Origin of the sequence: Pseudorhizobium marinum (assembly GCF_000705355.1) — a bacterium.
GTDB classification, from domain to species: Bacteria; Pseudomonadota; Alphaproteobacteria; order Rhizobiales; family Rhizobiaceae; genus Neorhizobium; species Neorhizobium pelagicum.
Genome location: NZ_JMQK01000022.1, coordinates 42,555 through 56,388, shown reverse-complemented (window position 1 = coordinate 56,388; position 13,834 = coordinate 42,555). Strand labels below are relative to the sequence as shown.

At 57.9% G+C, this 13,834-nt stretch carries 15 protein-coding genes and 2 pseudogenes; 8 read left to right on the top strand and 9 right to left on the bottom strand.

The genetic code is table 11. The features are described from left to right. Window positions 1–85 precede the first annotated feature (85 nt). From repC to repA, 3 genes are all read right to left on the bottom strand, one after another. Window positions 86–1,357, bottom strand: coding sequence for a plasmid replication protein RepC (repC, locus tag EO99_RS0120945; RefSeq protein WP_029620535.1), 1,272 nt, complete (start codon window positions 1,355–1,357; stop codon window positions 86–88). 240 nt (window positions 1,358–1,597) lie between these two features. Continuing rightward, on the bottom strand, window positions 1,598–2,638 hold the full coding sequence (gene repB, locus EO99_RS0120940; RefSeq protein WP_081852156.1) for a plasmid partitioning protein RepB: 1,041 nt from the start codon (window positions 2,636–2,638) through the stop codon (window positions 1,598–1,600). Next, entirely contained in the window at window positions 2,638–3,849 is a 1,212-nt protein-coding gene (gene repA / locus EO99_RS0120935; RefSeq protein WP_029620533.1) for a plasmid partitioning protein RepA, read from the bottom strand. Before repA ends, repB begins: the two co-directional genes overlap by 1 nt. 779 nt (window positions 3,850–4,628) lie before the next feature. Here repA and EO99_RS0120930 point away from each other — a divergent pair. The 3 genes from EO99_RS0120930 (at window position 4,629) to EO99_RS26935 (ending at window position 6,300) form a co-directional block, all read left to right on the top strand. Further along, entirely contained in the window at window positions 4,629–5,210 is a 582-nt protein-coding gene (locus EO99_RS0120930; protein ID WP_029620532.1) for a carboxymuconolactone decarboxylase family protein, read from the top strand. 222 nt (window positions 5,211–5,432) lie between these two features. Then, on the top strand, window positions 5,433–5,729 hold the full coding sequence (locus EO99_RS0120925) for a hypothetical protein (RefSeq protein WP_029620531.1): 297 nt from the start codon (window positions 5,433–5,435) through the stop codon (window positions 5,727–5,729). Beyond that, window positions 5,719–6,300: a type II toxin-antitoxin system VapC family toxin gene (locus tag EO99_RS26935; RefSeq protein WP_077067136.1), complete on the top strand. Its 582-nt coding sequence runs from the start codon at window positions 5,719–5,721 to the stop codon at window positions 6,298–6,300. The genes EO99_RS0120925 and EO99_RS26935 overlap by 11 nt, the downstream gene beginning before the upstream one ends. A 270-nt stretch (window positions 6,301–6,570) precedes the next feature. On the opposite strand, the gene EO99_RS0120915 is transcribed toward EO99_RS26935, so the two are convergent. From EO99_RS0120915 to EO99_RS0120905, 3 genes are all read right to left on the bottom strand, one after another. Further along, on the bottom strand, window positions 6,571–8,223 hold the full coding sequence (locus tag EO99_RS0120915) for a DUF4166 domain-containing protein (RefSeq protein ID WP_235776897.1): 1,653 nt from the start codon (window positions 8,221–8,223) through the stop codon (window positions 6,571–6,573). A 65-nt stretch (window positions 8,224–8,288) separates the two neighbouring features. Next, on the bottom strand, window positions 8,289–8,711 hold the full coding sequence (locus tag EO99_RS0120910; RefSeq protein ID WP_051680004.1) for a thiol-disulfide oxidoreductase DCC family protein: 423 nt from the start codon (window positions 8,709–8,711) through the stop codon (window positions 8,289–8,291). A 327-nt stretch (window positions 8,712–9,038) separates the two neighbouring features. Then, window positions 9,039–9,662 (bottom strand): hypothetical protein, encoded by a 624-nt coding sequence (locus EO99_RS0120905; protein ID WP_029620527.1) that lies wholly within the window; start codon window positions 9,660–9,662, stop codon window positions 9,039–9,041. A 176-nt stretch (window positions 9,663–9,838) separates the two neighbouring features. Here EO99_RS0120905 and EO99_RS26930 point away from each other — a divergent pair, with 176 nt between their 5' ends. Genes EO99_RS26930 through EO99_RS0120890 form a run of 3 tightly spaced genes read left to right on the top strand, consistent with a single transcriptional unit; the run spans window position 9,839 to window position 11,142 of the window. Beyond that, window positions 9,839–10,186 (top strand): DUF3088 domain-containing protein, encoded by a 348-nt coding sequence (locus EO99_RS26930; protein ID WP_077067135.1) that lies wholly within the window; start codon window positions 9,839–9,841, stop codon window positions 10,184–10,186. Between the two features lie 9 nt (window positions 10,187–10,195). Further along, window positions 10,196–10,651, top strand: coding sequence for a GNAT family N-acetyltransferase (locus tag EO99_RS0120895; protein WP_029620526.1), 456 nt, complete (start codon window positions 10,196–10,198; stop codon window positions 10,649–10,651). After that, window positions 10,648–11,142, top strand: a complete 495-nt coding sequence (locus EO99_RS0120890; protein WP_029620525.1) for a DUF523 domain-containing protein — start codon at window positions 10,648–10,650, stop codon at window positions 11,140–11,142. The genes EO99_RS0120895 and EO99_RS0120890 overlap by 4 nt, the downstream gene beginning before the upstream one ends. A gap of 327 nt (window positions 11,143–11,469) precedes the next feature. Here the strand turns inward: EO99_RS0120890 and EO99_RS25995 are convergent. Then, window positions 11,470–12,343: pseudogene (locus EO99_RS25995) on the bottom strand (hypothetical protein); the annotation flags it as partial. Window positions 12,344–12,473: 130 nt separating this feature from the next. On the opposite strand from EO99_RS25995, the gene EO99_RS26925 reads away from it, so the two are divergent. Both EO99_RS26925 and EO99_RS26920 read left to right on the top strand, forming a co-directional pair. Then, window positions 12,474–12,782: a type II toxin-antitoxin system RelB/DinJ family antitoxin gene (locus tag EO99_RS26925; protein ID WP_077067134.1), complete on the top strand. Its 309-nt coding sequence runs from the start codon at window positions 12,474–12,476 to the stop codon at window positions 12,780–12,782. Further along, a complete protein-coding gene (locus EO99_RS26920; protein ID WP_029620524.1) occupies window positions 12,779–13,072 on the top strand; it encodes a type II toxin-antitoxin system RelE/ParE family toxin in 294 nt (97 codons plus the stop codon). The genes EO99_RS26925 and EO99_RS26920 overlap by 4 nt, the downstream gene beginning before the upstream one ends. A 130-nt stretch (window positions 13,073–13,202) precedes the next feature. Here the strand turns inward: EO99_RS26920 and EO99_RS26915 are convergent, their stop codons facing one another. Then, window positions 13,203–13,517, bottom strand: coding sequence for an addiction module antidote protein (locus EO99_RS26915; RefSeq protein ID WP_077067133.1), 315 nt, complete (start codon window positions 13,515–13,517; stop codon window positions 13,203–13,205). A 37-nt stretch (window positions 13,518–13,554) separates the two neighbouring features. After that, window positions 13,555–13,818 (bottom strand): annotated as a pseudogene (locus EO99_RS26910) (type II toxin-antitoxin system RelE/ParE family toxin). Between the last annotated feature and the right edge of the window lie 16 nt (window positions 13,819–13,834).

Genomic DNA, 13,834 nt, shown 5'->3' with positions numbered 1-13,834 from the left:
TGCCCGAGGTCCTGACGACCTGCTCTCCTCCTTGAGGGCAGGGAAGGGACGGCAGCCAGCGCCGGCGCAAAAAATGTAACAGCTGTTACTTCTCATCCGCGCCATATCGCGTGTCCGCCAGCCCGAACAAACTGCGCTCCAGGTTCAGCTTGCCGTCGATGGCCCGGTCGATCATGGCCCGGAAATAGCCCCCCGGCCGGGTGATCTGCTCCGGATCGCGGATCGATTTTTCCACTACCGTGGCCAGAATTGCCGTGGCCGCATAAAGGCCGACCTTCTGCTGCCCATCCGCCCAGCCCGCTTCCGAAAGGCCGATCATCCTGCGCAGGGTTTCGCCGGCGCGGCCAAGAGCCGACCAGCTATCAAATTGCTGCGCGATCAGTGACTGTGCTTCGGGGCAGGCAGCCTGGATGAGGCCTACCGAGACCGATGCCAGCACTTCGTTCTGGATGGCGTTCGCATCGCGACCTTGAGGACCGGCTTGGACTTGCCTTGCGCCTTCGGCTTCGCCAGGCTTTTCTTCAAAAGCCATTTCGGCCGCGCAGCGGCCGTCAGTGGATTTTTGTGCCCGCTCGTCAGAGCGGGTCCGTTCAGTCTTCCTACCTTCAGAATTAGGTTTGGGGGTTGTATTAATATTAGAGGTGACGTCGATGTCACCCTCGCCTGACATTTCAAACGGTACATGCTCAGGCGCAAGGTTGGAGACCGTCCGCTGATGCAGCTCCCGGACGCGGTCGGCGCGAACAAACAGCGCCTCCCCGCTGCCCAAAATCTCCTCCAGCTCCGATCTGGCCGTCTTCGCCTCGTCTGGGTAAGCGCTGCAGACATCGTCGATCGCGCGCGCCAGGCGGGCGATGTCCCGCTTGGCTGCCAGTTCTGCGGTCAGCCGTCGCTGGTATTGCTCGACCGCCTGTTTCAGCTCCTCGACCCGCACGCGAGCGGGCGTGAAATCAATGCCGTACCCGGCGACGACATCGCCCGCCCCATTGCGATAGATGAACCGGCGCCCCGTGGAGCTGTCGCGATAGGCCGCGATCCCGGCTTCGACCAGGCGCCGCAAGCATCTGATCACCGTGCGCTCCGAGCGCATCGTGTACTCGGCAAGCTTCGCGTTCGAGATCGCGACAACCGGACGTCCGGCGCCTTTCCAGTCCTCCGCTCGGGATAGCCCGAGGAGAATATCCATGACATGATAGGTCGTGCCATCAATGCCCAACACTGGCGCGGCTTTCTTCAAAAGCAGCGCCATCTCCGACTTGGTAGTGTCAGGAACATCATTTGCCATGGCAAGCCGGGCGCTGGCAGCAATGGCAGGGGTGACGCGCCGAAACGACGCAACGGACGATACTTCAGTCATAGCTTTCCCCGCTGCAGATCCGAAGATCGCAGTCCGAAACCGTTGATGGGAGGAAGCCAGCGGATCGCAAGGCGCAAAAAATCGGTCCCCGTGAGTTACAGAGACTTGATTCACACGCCGGTCCGTCTTAGAATCAGTTTGTTACAGCTGAAGTTGACGGTGCCTGTGTTCCGTTGGCTAATGGTTCAAAGGGCCTGCCGATTGCAGTCGGTGGGTCCTTTTCCGTTCTCGGCGACTAGGTCATCCCAGACTTCCTTTTCTGCTTTGGTCAAACTCCTCGACAAGTTCGGGCAGCCGTTGCAGCAGCCAGTCCGAAAGCCCCGGAAGGCGATTGTCGGGGATAGAGAAGCGCGTGGTGGTCTCGGTCCGTTTGGCCAGCACGATGATCCCATCGCCAACCACCACCTCGAAACTGTCTTGCGTGTCCTTGGAGGATTGATCCAAGCTCTGCATGACGAGTGCAAACCGCTGGTCGCTTCCTCCCTCCAACCACGCGGAAGAGGCCTTCACGTCAGCGATGGCCTGCTTCTGGCTGGTGCTCAGGCTCCGGTTGTTGATGAGCGAGCCGAGCTTTTCCCATTTCGGACGACCGACAGACGGCGCAGGCCCGATCAGGCGAATGAGGTCCTCGGGGATGAGGGCCGCCGTATTGGTCAGGATCGAGATATAGGCGAGCCGCTGCCCCTCCTTGCGTCCCAGGGCGTCGGAGATGAGCTCCCGGGAGTATCTTCGCTCCTTCAGCTTCAAGGCGAAAAACGCCTGCTCGATGAAGGAGAGATTGAGACGCTCGGAATTCTCGATCCCCTGTGAAACGACCAACTCCTCGTCGGTCATCTCGCGAACGATCGCCTTGACGGGCCTCTTCAGCACCTGGCAGGCGCGAAGCCGCCGATGGCCATAGGCGGCCTGGTAATGGCCAGGCTTGCCCGCTATCGGCCGCACAAGGATGGGAAGCTTCTGGCCGGCATCCTTGATCCCGTCGACGAAGGCCCGGAACGTCTCGTTGCCTTCGATGTCCAGTCGGTCGTTGACGAATGACGGCACGATCCGGTCCGGATCGAGCTCGATGATCGATTCAGCGGCGAGCAACTGATCATGGAGACGCTTGTTTTCCTCCTCGATCGATACGAAGGCCCGGTCCATCGATTTGACTGCTGCAGAGCCGATCCGACGCTTTTCCTGTTCGTCAGGAGAGGGGACATTGTGCTTGGAAAGCACCTCCGGGTCGGCGCTGGCAAACAGGCTTTTCATGCGCAGGCTGCGTTCCTTCGGGTTTGTCATCACCTGCCCCACACGTCTTTGATGTGAAGGAAAATCTCACGGTTGACCGAGTCAACGGATTCGAGCGCCCGGCTCAGCGTATCGCGCCGCACGCTCCCCCTCGACAACTCGTAAAGGCTTTTCTTCTCCAGCCCGGCACTCGCGATGGCCGTGGTTTCAACGACAGCCGGTGCCAGGACATCTTCCCTGAACAAAGAACGCAACAGGGTCACCACGTTTACCTGCGGCCCGTCGTTGGGGTTATGGCGCGTGATGACATAGCGAATGAAGTCGTGGCTGAGCGTGCCGCCGCGTTCGTCAATAACCGCCATGAGATCGCTCATCATGGCCAGGAACTGGTTCATGCTCGCGACATCAATCATCGCCGGGTGAATGGTGATCAGCAGCCCTGTCGCAGCATAAAGAGCGCCGAGGGTCAGATAGCCCAGTTGGGGTGGCGCATCGATGAGAACGACGTCGTAGTCTGCCTCGACTTCATGGATGACCGCAGACAGCCTGCGGAAGAAAATCTCGTCGCCCCGGCCGTATCCGTCTGCGATTGCCTGCGGCGTTTCGTGCTCATATTCCATGAGCTCCAGATTCGCCGGGATGAGGTCGATCCCGTCGAAATAGGTCTTCCGGATGACCTCCCGAACCGGGCGCCGGCGGTCGTCGTATCGAATAGCCGCATAGACGGTCTCGTTTTCGTCGACATCAAACTCAGGCTGATACCCGAACATGGCCGACAGCGAGGCCTGTGGATCAAGGTCGATGGCAAGAACACGCAGTCCCTGAACCGCAAGGTAGTGGGCCAGATGAAGCGTTGTGGTGGTCTTGGCGGAGCCGCCCTTGAAATTCGCAACGGCCAGGACCTGTAGTTTCTCCCCGGCTTGCCGTCGGGGAAAAAACTGCAGCGCTTCGGCCGGTCGCTTGCGCGCAAGGTGCTGGCGAATCTGATTCACCTGCGAGAGCGTGTAGATGCGCCGACCGTTGTCACGCCGGTCCGGTATGGCGCTCTCACCGTCCAGCGACATCTGCCTCAGCGTCGATTCTGCAATTCCCAGCAAGGCTGCAACTTCACGGGAGGTGAAGGTTTTCAGCGTCTTGGCTGCCGCTGGTTCATACAACCGCTCGCGGATCGACTGGAGTTGAGCAGACAACATCTGGGATTGCCGGCGGATCTTTACCGCCGACGACTCCACAGGTTGGACGTGCTGTTGCTTCGCTCTCATCTCGCCTCGACGGTTTTTGTGTGATCGGTGATGATAATCCGTCGAAGGAAGGGTTACCTGATTCCGACCATTCGTCAAAGGTGGCTTCTCTAACTCAACAACATATAGACCCGCAGATCTGCAGAAGGACCATCTGCGGCGACGGAATCGTCCAATTTGTTAGATACTTGAGGACGTGAGAAGCTGCCGCAACATTGAGGCTCCCTGACCGAACCCACAAGCACAAGAGGGGCCTTCAGTGTTCCTTTGCGGGTGCTGCGGGCGTCAGAATGCGACTCACAGGTGATTCTATGGTGATCGGCCCGGTTCTCGACGGCCGCTTCCACCTGCTACCAACGCGGCCATCTCAATATCACGCTGATTGTCCAGCAGCAGATCACAACCGCCGCCTGTATCCATCACCTCCTGATTCGCGCATGGATGCCGGCGGATCGAACTGGCCTATCCGAAAGGAACGTCCAGAGGCACATCAAGGAGCAAATTTGACTACGCCATGAAGAGCGGCAGGGGAGAACCTCATTGTTAGCCAAGCAGCGAATTTGCACGCCGGCGATCCTCGCCCAGCATCTCCACCAGTGCGCCAGTTGGACGCCGCTTGCGGCAAATTTGGTTTAACGCAAGAGAAGTGGCGTCTCGTTCGCTGGCATCGCTTCCCTATAGTAGACAAAGGAAAGTATCGTATCGGCAGACAAACCGTCACAGCCGCTGTTGCCATCTCTTCTCATCATGACGCTTGCAAGGCACAATGATGCCCGTTCACAGCAACCCAGGAGGTGAAGGTGTTTCTACGAACCATAGAGCCGGCCGAAGCCGAGGGCGAAGTGGCGTCGATCTATGCTAACGAGCTAGCATCGATGGGGCGCGTGATGCAGGCCACCCAATGCTGGTCAGCAAGGCCGGACATCCTTGGCCCCGTCGAGCGCCTGTTACACCAGATCAGAGATGGGTTCTCCCTGGGCCTGATCAACTTCCGGCTCATCACGCTGGTGGCGGCCAAGCACGTGCCGTCCAGCTATTGCTCCTACGTGTACTTTAAGGCGCTCTCCGGCATGATCGGAAGGGAACAGACGCTGGCGGTGCATCGCGACTACCGCAACGCCGGTCTTACGGAGCAGCAAATAGCCATGCTGGCTTACGCCGAGCAAATCACGATCGATGCCTCTCGCATAAGCAAGGCCGATATTGATCATCTCCGTACTGTAGGGTTCACCGACGTGAATATCGCCGATATCGCTCTCGCCGCCTCTTTCCGCAATTTCATGAGCCGATATTTCGATGCGGTCGGGGCGGAGGCGGAGCCGGACTTTCTGGATGATGATCTGAGTGTCCGGGCTGAATTGTCGGTGGCTCGCAACAATTAGATGTCCTTCCGATAGGGCACCTGCTGGGACGTCGGTTCAATTCCGATTGGTCCATTGGACAAAGTTGTTCCGTCACTCACTCACCTCGTCCGGCACAAGGCGGGCAGCTCCCCTATAATGATAGAAATGGATCGACGGCTCGGCATCACGGGGGCTAGCGGCTATCAGGTCTTGCCCGAATGTTCAACGCTATATATATAATGTTGAACACAGGAGGTTCTGATGGCTACACAAATAAGGGCTGCCGCAGAAAGCGAAGCAAAGGTCGCGTCGGCGCGCAATAAACTCGTTCTTGACCAGGCGAAAGCTGCCGGGCTCCTCGGCGCAGCCAAGAATACGCGTCTTTCAGGGCGAGTGCCCTCTGATTTGATTGAGGCGGCTAAGAAGCGCGCTCATGTCACATCCGACACGGAGCTGTTGGAACTGGCGTTGTCACGTCTGGCCATCGAGGATGACTTCGGCGCCCGTCTGGTTGACCGAAAGGGCAGCATTCCGGCGGATATAGATCTTGCGATTTGATCTTGGGGCCACGCTCCGATCACTAAAGCCCCAAAGGCATTCGGGAACACTCAAGCGCCGCGCCGATGAGGATCTTCCGTGGGTTGCTGACGAACCCGCAATCGGCGGGGCGCTGTTTCTGGATACCACCGTCTACCTTGACGTGCTGCAAGGAAGATCGCCGGATGAGGTCGATAGGCTGCTTTCCTATCGTCTGTGCCACCATTCCTCGGTCTGCTTGTCTGAACTGACACATGCCTTCGGTCGACTCGATCCAAAGCATGGATCGACGAAGGCCGTCCTCGAAACGCTCGAGGCGACGGTGGAGGACGTACCACAGCACCGTCTCCATGCACCCGACGCTGCTGTCTGGGGGCAGGCCGGCGTGTTGGCGGGCCTTCTTTTTCGACTGAGCAATCTACCAAAGGGGGAAGGGCACGAGCGTCGATTCGTCAATGATGCGCTTGTGTTCCTGCAGGCGCGTCAACTAGGAGCGAGCGTGCTGACCGGCAACGTGCGTGATTACGATTTTCTAACCCAGATCCTGCCAACCGGGCGGATCATCCTCTATCGAACTTCGCAATCACCATGAGTGTCGTGGTTAGCCGCTCTGTCGGTATCATTCATGAACTGGAGCAACTGGCTGAGGAGCCGTTAACTCGCGGCAATCACCTGCAAATCCTGCCGGCGCTTCCTCGTCTTGTTGACCTTTGCAAGGCTGGATATCCCCATATTCAGGTCTGGCTCCCATGAGATCGGAGCTGGCGATAGACTGCTGCCGGGATGCTGATGCGCCGTTAGCTTCTGCCAACGACTTTGACGAACCCTCTGATCGAGGGAGAGCTGGGCTAGCCTGAATTTGCTAAACAGCGATCTCTTCGGACTTTAAGATGCCGCTGTAGGCAACTATCAGCCCAAGGAGCGGCACGCGTATCGTAACGTCGAAAGCAAACTTGCCGCCAATATCGGTCTCGAAACTCTCTCCTGTTGGCAAAAGGCACTTGGGCATGGGAATCTTCAGAATCGACCACCGCCGGGGAACGAAGAAGAGACGGGAACCATCCCGGACGAGAGCGATCGAAACTCGAACGACGCCGAACCGCTCAACCAAGAGGTGCTGACTACGGCCTTTCCCGACGGATTGGAACGACGTGAACCTCCTGCCACCTATGGTACGGGTCCAAACTTCGCCGTCCGCCTCGTTGGTAAACGTAACCGCCGCCGGAACCTCGCGACCATTGTTTGGAAACCCGAAGGCAGCGCATAGGATACCAACCATGAGCCCCGCCCCACGTTGGACGGTTGCCGAACCTGTCCAGCGACGCGTTCCGGCCCCATCATGGAGTTCCCGTACGGCGTAGGGCAGCGCGTCGAAAGCCGATCCTAGAAGCACGCGGTAGGTCGTGCCCCCACCACTGTCGTCTCGGAACCCGGAGGATATCGTACGACGTTCGAACAGCGCCTCGTAATCTTCCAGCTTCAATGCATGAACCGCTGGCCGGGCACCGACCGCAGGGGGCTCGCCATGGATCATCTTCCGGATCAACGCTTCAATTGCCATCGAAGGAATGAGCGGTCCATCATCTCCCTCAGCGAGGAGATGCCAACTCCGCACAACGTCGCGGCCGTCAGAGTGTCCCCGAGCGGACACGAACATGCCGCCACGGTGTTCGCCGAACCGCATCCGGTTGAGCACCGCATAAAACAGGGGAGAAAAGGGGGTAAAGGCCGGTAAACCGAACCGGGCGCGGGCCTTGGCCAAGAGGTTGATTACACGATGCAAGGTTTCGGGTGCCGGTCCAGCTCCCATCCAGATGTCGGTCATAGACGGATGCTCGGGCGGAAGGACCTGGAGGTCAGGTACGTCAACGAGCGAAAAACGGAGGTTTCGCAGGGGAAGATGACCCGGCACGGCGACCGTGAAGCGGCGGCTTTCCGTGAGAGCTTTAGCGCTGAACATTTTGCCGTCGCGCATTAGAGCCACCGGCGCGCCCGCATATCCCACCACCGCGCGCATGACGTTGAGCCCGATCCCGGCATAGGGAGAGGGGGCGATGCCACCTTCCACCTCTTGGATCTCCATCGTTGATGCCATTCGGCGAAGGACAGCGGCAGTCAGAAAAGGGAAACTGCTCACCCCGGACAATACGAAGACGCCCGCAGCTCTGGCGCGTTCGTCAAATCGGGATACGCCGAAAACGAAATCAGCACCGTCGGCGAAGTCGAGATAATCGACGCCTGCCGCGATGCACGCTTCAATCACGTGATATGGTTCGGAACCGTAGTCTTGAAACGGTCCCGAAGCGTCCACGACCAGGTCTGCCGCTTTGGTCCGGAGCCCCTCCGAAATATTCAAGCGGTCGAGGGCCAATGGCTCAAGCCGCGCCGCACCTCGATACAAGGCGCAGAACTCCCGTGCGCGCTCAAGACTGCGCCCGCAAACAACAAGCTCGAGTTCTTGGAGGTCACTCAGGAGCTCGATGAGCCGCCCACCGAAAACACCGTATCCACCCAAGATTATGACCCTCATCCGGGGGCGCTTGTGTCTTCCGTCGGTACCGGTTTGATAAGTCACTTCCATCAAAGGATGCGATCTCTGTAGTGTTCTGGAGCTATCCAGCAACTGTCGCGTCGACCGAAGATGCGATAGCGGTTTCTCGCCACAAAGCGGTAGACCTGATCACGCAGCGAGGAGGGCACGATGCGGAATATCCGGACGAGCGACCAAGGAAATCCTAGCCGCTCATAGATGCTGAGGACGGCATCGCTGTCGCGTCGCATCCGATCGCCCTCCACCACAAGCATGCTTGCCGGGTCGCTCGGGTCCATCCCGTGCTTGCGATAGAGAGCCTGCCCGACCTCGCCCTGCATCGATGCAAGTCGGAAGACCGCGGCATGATCCCGTTCCAGAACGAAACGAGCATTGGCCGAGCACAAAACGCATTCGGCGTCGAATAGAATAATGGGACGGGCAGAAGCGGTCGCTGTGTTGATCGTTGTCATAGTGCGATGGTTGTAACGGATTCAAACACGCCGCGAAACCGTCGTCCGCTAAGGGTTGACTCCGGACTGCTGGGTCAGGTGCCCGCAATTCGCAGATGGGACAGAAGGGAGAGCAGCCAGCCAACCCCAGCTCGTCCAACCCCGGCAGCCTAAGCTCTTTGCTCGCCAACGGAATCTGTTACGCGAGGTATTCAACGGCAGGGATCGTTGGTTCGATTCTGTTCAAGGCGGAGCACCATCGAGCGACCCAAACTAAGCTCCTGATCTATGTATGATATGGACGTTATCACATATAGACCGGCCGGCAATGTGCCCCGCGCGCAAAGCCTACGGCTCCCGCCCGCTCGGCCCGGGCAACAGGCCGATGAACCTGTCGAACAGCGGCAGATCATAGCGACGGGGATTGGCCGTCATCTCGATCGGGGGAAGCATTCCCGGAAGTCCCCAGACCAGCCTCTCCGGCATCACCTTCGCTATCGTCTGGTACCACCGCACCAGCGAGTTGTGCAGCCGAAGATGCAGGCCGAAATTCGACCGCGGCCTGGCTGTATCGCGATCCCGCTGCTGTAGTGCGAACAGAGGATCGATCGTCTTGAACAGGTAGCGATCGGCAAAACCAAGCCGGCGATCGCCAACAGCTGCTCGTGTAAACTCTAGCTGGGCAAGCCAATCGGCCTCCGGTGCCTCGCCGACCTGCCAGAGCGCCCAGATAAAATGCAGTTTCAGAGGATCTGTATCGCAAATGGCAACACCTTTGGCTCTCTCCATTGCTATAGCGTCGGCCCATCGTTTTGCATTCCACTCCGTCCATAGACGCGCCGCTTCACTGGGATCAGCATGCCGATCGGGACGCTTTTCCGGATAGCTTTCCTTGATCAGGTATTGCGCCGCGTACTGACGGCACCAAGTCGTTTTACCGGCTGCGCTGATGCCCTCGACGACGATGATCATGCTGACTTTTCCCCCGCCCGGAATAATGTGATACAAAGTCCGAAGGTTAGTCGCAGAAATGCCAATTCTGCAACGTCGCAAATATCAGGCGCAGAACCGAAACAAAACTCGGGACTTTCGCGACAAATTGCCTATAGATTTTTTGCACTGACGTGCCGAAGCTGGAAGGGGGAAACTTGAAACGTGACAAACTCATCATCTTGAAGCCGGGATTTGAAGACCCCGCCTATCCCAGGCAGAAATTCTATTGTTGGCACTGTGTTCTAGTGGAAGGTCTACTGGCCTCCTTTCCCGAACTTGCCAGCCGCATCGATGTAGAGAGGGTTACGTGGCCCCGCCCTCGGCGTGAAGTGATCGAGCTGGTTGGGGAGGAAAATCAATCGCTGCCTTTGCTGGTGCTGGCCGAGGGAGAAACATCCCCTCATCAAACCGGCACTCATAAGGGTGTGGCTTTCATTTCCGACAAGGACAAGATTCTCGCCGCGTTATCCGACAGGCACGGAATCCCTGTCCCGCATCCGTAGGTCGCTGCAATGCGTGAAGCCTATCCCGAACCGATCAAAGTCGCCACTTCAGAGGACACCCAGGCCATTGCTTCGCTGTTAGCTCAATTATCGTCCAGCGCCCCGCCATTTGCCCAGACCGATCTTGAGGCAATGGTTGCTGACCCCGCAATCACGATCTTGGCTGCCCGCGCCGGAGGCGAGATCGTCGGCATCACAACCCTCGTCGTTTTCCGTGTTGCCACAGGGGTACGGGCCTTCATTGACGATGTGGTCGTTCGCGATGCGCACCGGGGCAAAGGATTGGGGGAAAAGCTGGTGCGGGCGGCGATCGGGCAGGCAGCGTCCCTTGGTGTTCAAAAAATTGACCTGACTTCCCGACCGTCCCGAGAAGCCGCCAACAGGCTCTATCAGAGGCTGGGGTTCGAACAGCGGGAAACCAACGTCTATCGGCTCGTGCTTTCAGCGAAAGCGGCGGTGCCATGATGGAGAAAATCCTTGTCAGCGCTTGCCTGCTCGGCCGTCCCGTCCGCTACAATGGTTCGGCAAAGCACGTTGCGCATCCAGCCCTTGAGCAATGGCAGAGGGAGGGGCGGATTGTTTCGATATGCCCGGAGTTGACAGCCGGATTCAGCGTACCGCGCCCCCCGGCCGAGATTGCCAAAGGACGGTCGGGTGAAGCGGTTCTTTCAGATGGTGCGCGTGTCATTGAGGTGACGGGCGCTGACGTGACAGACCTTTACATCGCCGGGGCTCATGCGGCCTTGGACCTAGCACGCGAGCATGATTGCAGGTTTGCCCTGTTGATCGATGGCAGCCCGTCATGTGGTAGCGGGTTTATCTATGACGGTAGCTTCGGAGGCCGAACGCATGTTGGTGCCGGCGTCACAGCCGCCCTGCTCCGCGATCATGGCATAGAGGTTTTTGCAGAAACGGAAATCGACACTCTCAGCTCTCGACTGTCGCGGAATTCCTGACTTTCGCGACAGATCGGCCACCGCTGAAATCAAAAGGGAATTTCTGTCGCAGAACTCGGTCGCAAAACTCAATGTCTCGCGGCGGATTTTTGCGACGGCCAATGACCGGTTAGGGCCGACTCCGGACTAAAGGGATAGGAATGTCCAGATCCGCAGAACAGCCGAAGTTCCCAGCTCATCGGCGGGAGCCCTTCAGGGGAGGATGAACAAGGCACGGGTCGTTGGTTCGATTCTCTTCAAGGCGGAGACGACCGGCAGGGCCCATGCAGATGCGGGGCTTGATTTGCATCTGCATGGGCGATGTGGATCACCCATTCATCCGAGTGGCTATGCGGCCTCCCAAACCTGATTGAGGATTTTCGCCGCAAGCGCCGCTTTGTCCTGCGGCAGGAAGCGACCGTAGTGTTGCTGAACGACATCCGGTGTGTCCTGGATGGCATAACTGGCCTGCTCGTATGACCCGGTCTGCTTGAGGATATGCGTTGCCAGAATATCGCTAAGATTATGCGGTCCGTGCGGCAGCAACCCCTTGATGGCGCCGCGGCCTGTATAGGGGTTGTAAATCCCATAACGTTGGATCACGCTTCGCCAAGCCTCGTAGAATTTCGTCGAGTTGTACGCCGCATCGATGCTTGTCGTCTTCACTGTTTTTACGAACAGGGTGCCAGGATCCTTGGCGCTGCCCAGCAGTACGCCGCGGTGCTTGTCGATATACGCCTCGAGGAATTTGTAGAGGGCGAGCAGATCCGGCAGGATCAGCCGGAACGGCTTTTGTCCGAAGAAGGATGAGCCTGAGTTCTTGAAGGCGACCCACGGAATGAGGACCTCCCATCCGTTCTCTCGATCGCTCCAGCGTAGCTCACCGCATTTCATGTCTTCCAGTCGTCGCTCTGATGTCGGAAAATGCCCGCGTGGGCACAAGCGAAGCTGTCGAAGGTTCTTTTGCCGAAGTCCCAGATGCAGGGCGGAGCAACAGGAACGATCGGACGGCCTCTGCGGCCGGCCGGGGATAGCGGTTTTCGTCCGGCATGCGCTCCAGGATCTCGTCTGTGATCTTACGATATTCCGACAGTGGGCTGTCTGCTTCAAGCACCACCATGATCGGCTCGAGCGGGTCGCGATGCACACGCATGACCCGCTGGATTTCCCTCGAGCGATTGGCGGCATGTCGGTGGAATGCATCGCATGCGCCGTGCCAGTTGGGCAGCTGCGAGCATTTGCTCAAGTGTGCAAGAGCAATTCATGGAGACGAGGACTGGTGAAGGCAGCTCGAGAGGCTATGGTATTTGTCATTCATTTGCATTATCATTCCAGCCAAAGTGGAGATCGATATGGCTGCAAATGCACTGGTACAAACTCGTATTGATGCTGAGGTTCGGGATCGTGCGTCCGTAGTGCTTGGAAATATGGGACTAACCGTATCGGACGCGGTTCGTATCTTACTTACCCGGACGGCCAATGAGGGTGCGCTGCCGCTGGAGCTTCTTACAGGCAGCGAGGCCCATGACGCTTGGTTTCGCATCAAGGTACTTGAAGCGCTGAACGATACTCGACCGGACGTCTCGGACGATGAAGTCGAGGTGCATTTCGCTGAACGCCGAGCGGCAGCCCGTCTCAACGCGGGTGAGCGAAAATCGTGAAGCTTACCTGGTCTGCGTTCGCGTTATCCGATCGCGACGCCATCTTTACGTACATAGAATCAGAAAATCCGTCAGCAGCCATTCTGGTCGACGAGCGGATCGTTGCTGCGGTTCGCCGGTTGATAGATTTCCCCGCGAGCGGTCGTGTTGGCAGAATTGCCGGGACCCGCGAACTGGTCATTAACGGCACGCCGTACGTCGCGGCCTATGCAATCACCGAAACAGCGGTCCGTATTCTTCGCGTCCTTCATGACGCGCAGGAATGGCCAGACACCTTGCCAACGAGCTAGACCTTGTTTTGGCCACTGAGAACAACGGGTCGGTGGTTCGAACTGGTTCAAGAGCTTAAACCATGAGAGACGGGCAGCCTCGCTCGGGCACGGAGCAAAAAAACGTCTAGCCAATGCTCGAATATGCCGTTCATTTCACTGCGGCGGTCGATCCCCTGTCGGATTTCAAAACAAGATTTAGCCTGTAACCAAGTGCGTCAGCTACCTTTGCGATCGTCCCAAACTCTGGATTGCCATCCCCACTTAATGCCCGGTAGAGAGCAGGTCTTGTAAGTCCGGTATTCCGAGAAAGATCTGACATTCCGCGCGCGCGCGCGACAACACCAAGAGCCCGAGCAATATGGTTTGCGTCTCCATCTTCGCTGGCAGCTAAAAGATACTCAGCAATCGCTTCCTCACTCCCAAGGAATTCGGCGGAGTCGTACTCAAGCGTCTCAAGTGGCATGCGATTACTCCTTCAATTGCTGTGCTAGTTTTTTAGCTTATCGAATGTCTTTGTCTTGCGTACTCTTGTCGCCACCACAGAGAAGAACATAAACGACCGACCCGTCCCGGACAAAATAGACCCGCTAACCAGGCCCATATTTAATGCGGAGTTCGCTCACGCCTTCGCCGACTGGCTTTACATCCCCAGGATTTCCTGCAGCCAGACGGTCAATGCGGTCGGCAATTCGAGCTTGGGCACGAAAGTCCTTCAGCGTTTTGATCCAGTCCGCAAAATCACGGGTGCGCCTAATCGTGAACATGAAGGGATGTAACCCA